This window comes from Rhodococcus sp. (in: high G+C Gram-positive bacteria), from assembly GCF_049286785.1.
Lineage (GTDB): Bacteria > Actinomycetota > Actinomycetes > Mycobacteriales > Mycobacteriaceae > Rhodococcus_F.
In genome coordinates, this window is sequence record NZ_JBAQEO010000213.1 from 1 (window position 1) to 8,867 (window position 8,867).

The 8,867-nt window shown below is 64.8% G+C and carries 6 protein-coding genes; 3 read left to right on the plus strand and 3 right to left on the minus strand.

The features are described from left to right. The coding region (locus tag WAW17_RS08940) for an NAD(P)H-quinone dehydrogenase (protein WP_422332627.1) at positions 1-1,030 on the plus strand (1,030 nt) is incomplete at its 5' end. A gap of 200 nt (positions 1,031-1,230) precedes the next feature. Here WAW17_RS08940 and glpK read toward each other — a convergent pair. Next, positions 1,231-2,724 carry a glycerol kinase GlpK gene (glpK, locus tag WAW17_RS08945; protein ID WP_422332628.1) on the minus strand — a complete coding sequence of 498 codons (1,494 nt, stop codon included), beginning with the start codon at positions 2,722-2,724 and terminating at the stop codon, positions 1,231-1,233. 213 nt (positions 2,725-2,937) lie between these two features. On the opposite strand from glpK, the gene mgtA reads away from it, so the two are divergent. Beyond that, on the plus strand, positions 2,938-5,556 hold the full coding sequence (gene mgtA / locus WAW17_RS08950) for a magnesium-translocating P-type ATPase (RefSeq protein ID WP_422332630.1): 2,619 nt from the start codon (positions 2,938-2,940) through the stop codon (positions 5,554-5,556). Between the two features lie 91 nt (positions 5,557-5,647). Further along, on the plus strand, positions 5,648-7,390 hold the full coding sequence (locus WAW17_RS08955) for a glycerol-3-phosphate dehydrogenase/oxidase (protein WP_422332629.1): 1,743 nt from the start codon (positions 5,648-5,650) through the stop codon (positions 7,388-7,390). Here the strand turns inward: WAW17_RS08955 and WAW17_RS08960 are convergent. Both WAW17_RS08960 and WAW17_RS08965 read right to left on the minus strand, forming a co-directional pair. Then, positions 7,368-7,904, minus strand: coding sequence for a hypothetical protein (locus tag WAW17_RS08960; RefSeq protein WP_422332631.1), 537 nt, complete (start codon positions 7,902-7,904; stop codon positions 7,368-7,370). The genes WAW17_RS08955 and WAW17_RS08960 overlap by 23 nt on opposite strands. Positions 7,905-7,937: 33 nt before the next feature. Further along, positions 7,938-8,840, minus strand: coding sequence for an oxygenase MpaB family protein (locus WAW17_RS08965; RefSeq protein ID WP_422332632.1), 903 nt, complete (start codon positions 8,838-8,840; stop codon positions 7,938-7,940). Positions 8,841-8,867: the final 27 nt, after the last annotated feature.

The window sequence follows — 8,867 nt, forward strand, 5'->3', positions numbered from 1 at the left end:
CCAGGTGCGTGCCACCCTCGCCGATGGTGAGCAGCGCACCCTCGACGCGGATGTCGTTCTCATCGCCACCGGTGCCCGTCCGCGCATCATCTCGGGTGCCGAACCCGATGGCGAACGCATTCTGACGTGGCGCCACCTCTACGACCTGGACGAGTTGCCGTCCCACTTGGTCGTGGTGGGATCCGGTGTCACCGGTGCGGAGTTCGTGTCCGCCTACACCGAGATGGGTGTCAAGGTCACTCTCGTGTCCAGTCGTGACCGGGTCCTTCCCGGCGAGGACGCCGACGCCGCTCTCGTGCTCGAGGACGTGCTGGCCGAACGTGGTGTCGAACTCGTCAAGCACGCCCGCGCCGACGCGGTCAAGCGCACCGAGGACGGTGTCGTCGTGGTTCTCGCGGACGGTCGCACGGTGGAGGGCAGCCATGCCCTCATGACCGTCGGTTCGGTCCCCAACACGTCCGGACTGGGCCTGGAGAAGGTGGGAATCGAACTCGACCGGGGTGGTTACCTCCGAGTGGACCGGGTCTCACGGACCACGGTATCGGGGATCTATGCGGCCGGCGACTGTACCGGGTTGCTGCCCTTGGCCTCGGTGGCCGCCATGCAGGGCCGGATCGCGATGTATCACGCTCTCGGTGAGGGAGTCAGCCCGATCAAGCTCAAGACGGTGGCGTCGGCAGTGTTCACCCGCCCCGAGATCGCGACGGTGGGTGTGAGCCAGGCGGCGATCGACAACGGTGAGGTCCCGGCCCGCACCGTGATGCTGCCGCTCAACACCAATGCCCGCGCCAAGATGTCAGGGTTGCGCCGTGGTTTCGTCAAGATCTTCTGCCGGCCCGCGACCGGTGTGGTGATCGGTGGTGTCGTGGTGGCCCCCAACGGCTCGGAGCTGATCCTGCCGCTCGCGATGGCGGTCCAGAACAACCTGTCGGTCAACGACCTCGCCCAGACCTTCTCCGTGTACCCGTCGCTCACCGGCTCGATTACCGAAGCCGCGCGACAGTTGATGCAGCACGACGACCTGGACTGACTATCACCACTGTCTTGTCGGGTGGGATAGCCCTTTCACGCAGTGGTGCGCACTTTCGAGATGGTCGGGCACGAGCGAATCATCGCCCGTGCCCGAATGTCGAAGCGCTGCAGGAGTTCTGAAATCGGTCGGCGAAGACCTCGCGACGCCGTTCGCTCGTTACGGCTTCTCGGTGAGGCGTTCGGTGACGCCAACCGCACTCACGCCCAGTCGTAGGTGCGTTCGACGGCCTTGTTCCACTCGGCGTAAAGCCGGGTGGCCTCCTCTTCGGGCATCTGCGGGTTCCAGGTCTTCCCGACGGCCCAGTTCTCGCGGATGTCCTGCTCGCCGGCCCAGAAGCCGACCGCGAGGCCTGCAGCGTATGCCGCTCCCAGCGCTGTGGTTTCGTTGACAACCGGGCGGATGACGGGCACGCCGAGAATGTCTGCCTGGAACTGCATGAGGGTGTCGTTCACCACCATCCCGCCGTCGACTTTCAGCGAGGCGAGGTCGACGCCCGAATCTGCGCGCATCGCCTCGATCACCTCCCGTGTCTGATACGCGGTGGCCTCCAGTGCGGCCCGAGCCAGGTGGCCCTTGTTCACGAAACGGGTCAGGCCGGCAATGACCCCGCGGGCGTCGGGCCGCCAACGGGGTGCGAACAAACCGGAGAACGCGGGGACGAAATACGCTCCGCCGTTGTCGTCGACCGAGTTGGCCAGCTCCTCGATATCGTTGGCGGACCGGATGATTCCCAGATTGTCGCGCAGCCACTGCACCAGGGACCCGGTCACCGCTATCGACCCCTCGAGAGCGTAGACGGCGGGGGCGTCGCCGATCTTGTAACAGACCGTGGTCAGCAGGCCGTGTTTGCTGTGGACGGGTGTGGTTCCGGTATTGAGCAGCAGGAAGTTTCCCGTTCCGTAGGTGTTCTTGGCGTCACCTTCGGAGAGACAGGCCTGGCCGAACGTGGCCGCCTGCTGATCGCCGAGGATCCCGGCAACCGGAACTCCCGGAAGGGCCCCGCGCGAGCGCGCCACCCCGTACACCTCGGACGAACTGCGGATCTCGGGCAGCATCGACATCGGTATACCGAAATCGGCGCAGATCTCCGGATCCCAGTCGAGCGTGTCGAGATTCATCAGAAGAGTGCGTGAGGCATTCGTGACGTCGGTGACGTGCGTGCCCTCGGTGATGTTCCACAGAATCCAGGAGTCGACGGTTCCGAAGCACAGGTCACCGGCCTCGGCCCGGTCGCGGACTCCCTCCACGTTGTCGAGGATCCAGCGGATCTTGGGCCCGGCGAAGTACGTCGAGAGGGGCAGGCCGGTGCGACGTCGATAACGGTCCGCGCCCGCCTCACCGCCGAGTTGGACGCACAGTCCGGCGGTACGCGTGTCCTGCCAGACGATGGCGTTGTACACGGGCTCACCGGTGTTCCTGTCCCACACCACGGTGGTCTCGCGCTGGTTCGTGATGCCGATGGCGGCGATGTCGCTGCTGGTGAGATCGGCCTTCGCGAGTGCGGATGCCGCGACTTCGCGGGTGTTGATCCACAGTTCCTTCGCGTCGTGTTCCACCCAGCCGGCGCGGGGGAAGACCTGGTCGTGTTCCTTCTGCGCGACGCTCACCACACCGCCGGTGTGATCGAAGATGATGCACCGACTCGACGTCGTGCCCTGGTCTATCGCTGCGATGTACTGAACCACACGCATGAAACTACCGGGACGAAGACCGATACGCGGCCGTTCCCGGTGCGGGCCACCGTGGCCATCCGCACGGGACGATGGTTTGTGCCATGCTCGAGGCGATGCCGGGGCCGTGATGCACATGTCACCGCCCACCACGATCGGGACCCACCAGGATCGGGACGAGGAAGTGACGTGTTCGACGATCGGACGACGACGACTTCACGTCCGGGCACGGTGATGCCCGGACCCGGCGCCGCTTACACCACCGCGAGTGCCGCCGCCGCGGACACTCGAGTGGTGCTGGCCTGCTTGGAGACCACGTCCGGCGGGCTCTCCTCGGAAGAGGCGGCGCGCCGGCTACGCGAGTCAGGCCCGAATGCCGTTCGTTCCCATCGCGTCAATCCGCTCGCGATTCTCGGCCGTCAGCTCCGTAGCGCAATTCTGGTGATGCTCGCCGTGACCGCGGCCATCTCGTTCTTCCTCGGTTCCCGCAACGACGCAATTATCATCGGAATCATTCTGGCGGCCAGTATCGGGTTGGGATTCGTCAACGAGTACCGCGCGGAACGCGCCACGGCGGCACTGCACTCACGCGTGCGGCACACCGCGATCGTTCTCCGTGACGACGAACCGGCCGAGGTCGACGTCACCGAACTGGTGCCCGGCGACGTCGTGCATCTGGTCCTCGGTGCAGTGGTTCCCGCCGACATGAGACTGCTCTCCACGGCCGGGCTCGAATGTGACGAGAGCGTTCTCACAGGCGAGTCGATGGCGGTCGAGAAATCGGTGGCCCCCGTCGATCCGGGGACCGCGCAGGCAGATCTGACCAGTTGCGCATTCATGGGCACCGTCGTGCAGGCCGGAACCGGCACGGGCGTCGTGGTGGAGACCGGAAGCCGTGCTGCATTCGGGCGGGTCGCAGCGGGTCTCGGTGAGCGTCACCCGGAGACCGATTTTCAGGCAGGCCTCCGTCAGTTCTCGGTATTGCTGCTGCAGGTCGCACTTACGCTGACCGCGGTCATCGCGATAACCAACCTCGTCCTGCAGCGGCCGTTGCTCGAGTCGTTGCTCTTCGCGCTGGCCATCGCGGTCGGTGTCACCCCGCAGTTGCTGCCCGCGGTGGTCAGCACCAGTCTCGCGGCCGGGTCGCGGCAACTGGCCAAACGCAAGGTTCTGGTGAAACGGCTGGTGTGTATCGAGGACCTCGGCGACCTGGACGTCGTGGTCACCGACAAGACCGGCACACTCACGGAAGGGCGGATCAGCTTCGTTGCCGCGCTCGATTCGTCCGGGACGGACAGCGCCGAGGCGCTGCTGCTCGGCCTGCTGGCCACGGAATACGAGTCCGCGGGAAATTCGGACGTCGTGGTGGGCGCCAACCCGATGGACTCGGCGTTGTGGGCGACACCGGAGGCGGCGCGGTCGCCGGTCGCCGGATACGAGCGGCTTGCGCTCCTTCCGTTCGATCACGAACGGCGCATGACCTCCGCGTTGGTGGACAGCCCGGCGGGAGATCGTCTGCTGGTCGTGAAGGGTGCGCCCGAGTCCGTCCTCGAGCGGTGTACCCACGTCGGTCCGGAGGCGAGAGAGACTCTGTCCGCACAGTTCGCACAGGGGAGCCGGGTGGTGGCCGTAGCCACCAAGTCGGCGCCGGCGCGTACAGAGATCACACCGGACGACGAGGACGACCTTGTCCTGCGAGGATTCCTCGTATTCCTCGATCGGCCCAAGTCGGCAGCGAAGGTCTCCTTGGAACAGCTTGCGACGCTGGGAATCAGCGTGAAGGTCGCCACCGGTGACAATCCTCGGGTTGCGGAATCCGTCTGTTCCGAACTCGGGTTGCCCTCGGGCGGCACGGTCACGGGCGCCGAACTCGAGGGCCTCGACGACGAGGCTTTCACCGAGATGGCCGAGCAGGCCACCATTTTCGCCCGAGTATCGCCGGAGCAGAAGTCGCGGCTGGTCAAAGCGCTGCGGCAGCACGGTCGATCGGTCGGATTCCTCGGTGACGGCGTCAACGATGCGCTCGCGCTGCACGCCGCGGATGTCGGAATCTCCGTGGATACGGCCACTGACGTGGCCAAGGACGCGGCGGACATTCTGCTTCTGGAAAAGGACCTCGGCGTTCTGGCCGACGGCGTCTCCGAGGGCCGTCGAATCTTCGCCAACACGATCAAATACGTATTGATGGGAACCTCCAGCAATTTCGGCAACATGTTCAGTGCCGCGGCGGCTTCAGCGGTCCTGACCTTCCTGCCGATGTTGCCGAGTCAGATTCTGCTCAACAACCTTCTCTACGATTCCAGCCAGTTGGCCATTCCGACGGACAACGTCGACCAGGAGCAACTCCATGCGCCGTCGCATTGGAATATCGGTTTCATCCGCCGGTTCATGCTGTTCTTCGGTCCGATCAGTTCATTGTTCGATTTCCTGACCTTCGGAATCATGATCGGAGTTTTCCAGGCGGGGCCGGAACTGTTCCGAACAGGCTGGTTCGTCGAATCCCTGGCCACTCAGACACTGATCATCTTCGCGATCCGCACCCGCCGTGTTCCGTTCTTCCGCAGCACACCGAGTGTGCCGCTTGTCGTTTCCACGTTCGCGGCCATCACGGTCGCCATCACGTTGACCGTCTCACCCCTTTCCGACGACCTCGGGTTCACGCCGTTGCCGATCGGCTTCTTCCTCGCTCTGGTTGCGATGGTGATTGCTTATCTCGTGTTGATCGAATTCGCCAAGAAGATCTTCTACAGTGAGCCGATACATCCAGGTCCGGTTATTCGGCGGCGTGGCCACCCGCACAGGGTCCACCGTCGTGCGGCACGGTTCAGCACGGGCGCGCGCCGAGTGAGGTGAAACCCCGCGCAGGAAAAGCCCCCAGGTTGTTGCCGGCTGAGGATGTCAATAGCCTGGGGAGGAATCCGACGTCAGCTGACAGGAGTCCGAGTTGAGTACTCAACCAGGTGTGCAGTTTCTCGGTCCCCGGCAACGCGACGCCGCATGGGAGACATTGCAGACCGAGCAGTTCGACGTCATCGTGATCGGTGGCGGAGTCGTGGGCTGCGGCACCGCGCTCGACGCGGCCACCCGGGGTCTCAAGGTGGCGTTGGTGGAGGCGCGCGACTTCGCGGCGGGTACGTCCAGTCGGTCGTCGAAGATGTTCCACGGTGGTCTGCGTTATCTCGAGCAATTCGAGTTCGGTCTGGTCCGCGAGGCGTTGCGGGAACGTGAGCTGTCGCTGACCACCCTCGCACCGCACCTGGTGAAGCCGCAGAAGTTCCTGTTCCCGCTCACCCACCGGGTGTGGGAACGCCCGTATACCGCGGCGGGCATCTTTCTCTACGACCGGATGGGCGGCGCCAAATCCGTTCCCCCGCAGAGGCAGCTGACCAGGGCCGCCGCGCTCCGGATGGCGCCCGGGCTCAAGCGGAACTCGCTCACCGGTGGAATCTCCTACTACGACACCGTGGTGGACGACGCGCGTCACACGATGACCGTGGCCCGCACCGCGGCCCGCTACGGCGCCGTCGTGCGGACCTCGACGCAGGTGGTCGGTTTTTTGCGGGAGGCGGACCGAGTGTCCGGTGTCCGTATCAGGGACTGCGAGGACGGTCGCACCGCGGAGGTACGCGGGAGCGTCGTGATCAATGCGACCGGGGTGTGGACGGACGAGATCCAGGCTCTGTCCCGGCAGCGCGGCCGATTCCGCGTCCGGGCGTCCAAGGGCGTGCATGTCGTGGTGCCCCGCGATCGGATCGTCAGCGACGCCGCGATCATCCTCCGCACCGAGAAGTCGGTGCTGTTCGTGATCCCGTGGGGCAGTCACTGGATCATCGGTACCACCGACACGGACTGGAATCTGGACCTCGGTCACCCCGCGGCGACCAGAGCCGACATCGACTACATTCTCGGGCAGGCCAACAAGGTTCTCGTCACCGCACTGACGCACGAAGACATCGACGGCGTGTATGCCGGACTGCGGCCGTTGCTCGCCGGGGAGAGCGACGAGACCTCGAAACTCTCTCGCGAGCACGCGGTCGCCCGCGTCGCGCCCGGATTGATCGCCATCGCCGGCGGCAAGTACACCACGTACCGGGTGATGGCCGAGGACGCGATGGACCTGGCAGCGGACGACATCCCCGCCCGGGTGGCACCCTCCATTACCGAGAAGGTGCCGTTGGTCGGTGCGGACGGCTATTTCGCCCTGGTCAATCAGACCGTCCAACTGGGCCAGGTGCACGGAGTGCATCCCTACCGAATCAAGCATCTGCTGGACCGTTACGGTTCCCTGATCGGTGAGGTTCTGGATCTGGCCTCGGGCAAGCCCGAACTCCTCGAGCCGTTGACCGACGCTCCCGCATATCTTCAGGTGGAGGTCGTCTACGCGGCGGCCGCAGAAGGGGCGCTGCACCTCGACGACATTCTCGCTCGCCGCACCCGGATCGCGATCGAGTACCCGCATCGGGGAGTGAACTGCGCCGAGCAGGTGGCTCGGTTGGTTGCGCCTGTCCTCGGCTGGGAGGCAGATGTTATCGATCGCGAAGTGAAGACGTACCAGGCGAGGGTCGAGGCGGAAGTGCAGTCGCAGGCTCAGCCGGACGACCTGTCGGCCGACGCGCTGCGGGCGGCCGCCCCGGAATCACGGGTCGAACTGCTCGAACCCCCGGTCAGTGTGTCAGAAGTACCTTGACCACCACGATGACGGCAGCGACGCAGGCCAGCGTGATCGCGGCGAAGTGGGTGGCGGGTGTGACCTTCTCACGTCGGAGCCGGCTGATCACGTAGCTGATCGTGCCGATGCGGGCGATCATCACGATTTCCGCCACCAATTGGGCGGTTACGGGTTCGAGCCATCCCAGGAGGGCGGTTGCGAGGATCGCACTCGGAAGAACCGCCGACGTGAGAATGGGTACCGCGTCACGCAGTTCCCGGATTCTCTCGGTGTGGGTGAGAGTGTGGTCCAGTCGCAATGTCTGACCGACGGATTCGGCGAACACGTGGGCGAGGAAAACCGACAGAGCCGCTCCGACGATGACTGCGATCCCCAGCGTCTCGTGGGAATGCGTGACTGGAATCAGGGCGGCGAGAACCAGGATGTTGCCGTAGATGTACGCGCTGATCCGGCTCGCGACGTGCTCGGTCGACAGTTGATCATCGCCCGCGAGTGTCGGTCGGTTGAACAGACTCGGAAGATCCCACGCCATGGTGTCGAGCATTCCATTGTGCTCGCCTGAAAGTCACACCTTCGGGCTGTAATGCTTGGGATCGTCTCGGTACTGCACCGGAGGGAGATTGCGCGGTGGGGTATGCACCAGCGGCGCGTTCGCGGGTGCCCGGCCGGTCGCGCGGTCCCAGCCGGCGCGGGCTCTGGGATGGTATCGGTAACGCTGCGGAACCAGACGGAACACCGCGTTCACGGCCTTGCCGACGACGGTGTGCACTCGTTCGTCACGCTCGCTCCATCGGTAGCCCAGGAGATCGCGCACCGGCTGGTCGTACATGCCGACGGTGAGCCAGACGAAACCCTTGGCGACCGGGATCCGCATGATCTTCCATACGGGCTCGGGCAGCCACGACAGGGACGGGGGGACGCCGAGCGCGGAGAGGTCGAGCACGTCACGAGTGGCCTTGTTGTCTTCGAGGATGTTGCGGCACATGTGATCCCAGTACTCCTGGAAAGCTTCCCAGGTATCCGGGACGGGTTTCGTGCTCACTCCGTACAGGCGGTACCACTGGATGTGCTCGGTGAAGAGCTGACGCTTCTGCGCTTCGGTGAGGCCGCCCATGAAATTGTCGGCTGTGAGGATCGTGCCCATGAAGAAGGTGGAGTGCGCCCAGTAGAACGTGTCGGGGTCGAGTGCGTGGTATCTGCGACCTTGCTTGTCGATTCCCTTGATGTTGTTGTGGTAGCCGCGGACCTGCTCTGCGGTCTGCTGCGCCCGGTCACCGTCGTATACAACTCCGCCGATGGGATACAGCGAGCGGTAGAGGCGCTCCCAGCGCTCCTCGAAGAAGCGTGAGTGTTCCTCCACTCCAGCACCGAGGCCTGGGTGCATGTTCTGCATCGAACCCGCCCAGACGCCCTGCAGCAATCCCCGCCAGTCGCCGAAATACTTCCAGGTCAGAGAATCGGGGCCCAGGGGGACCGGGGCGGCGGTCGGCTCAGT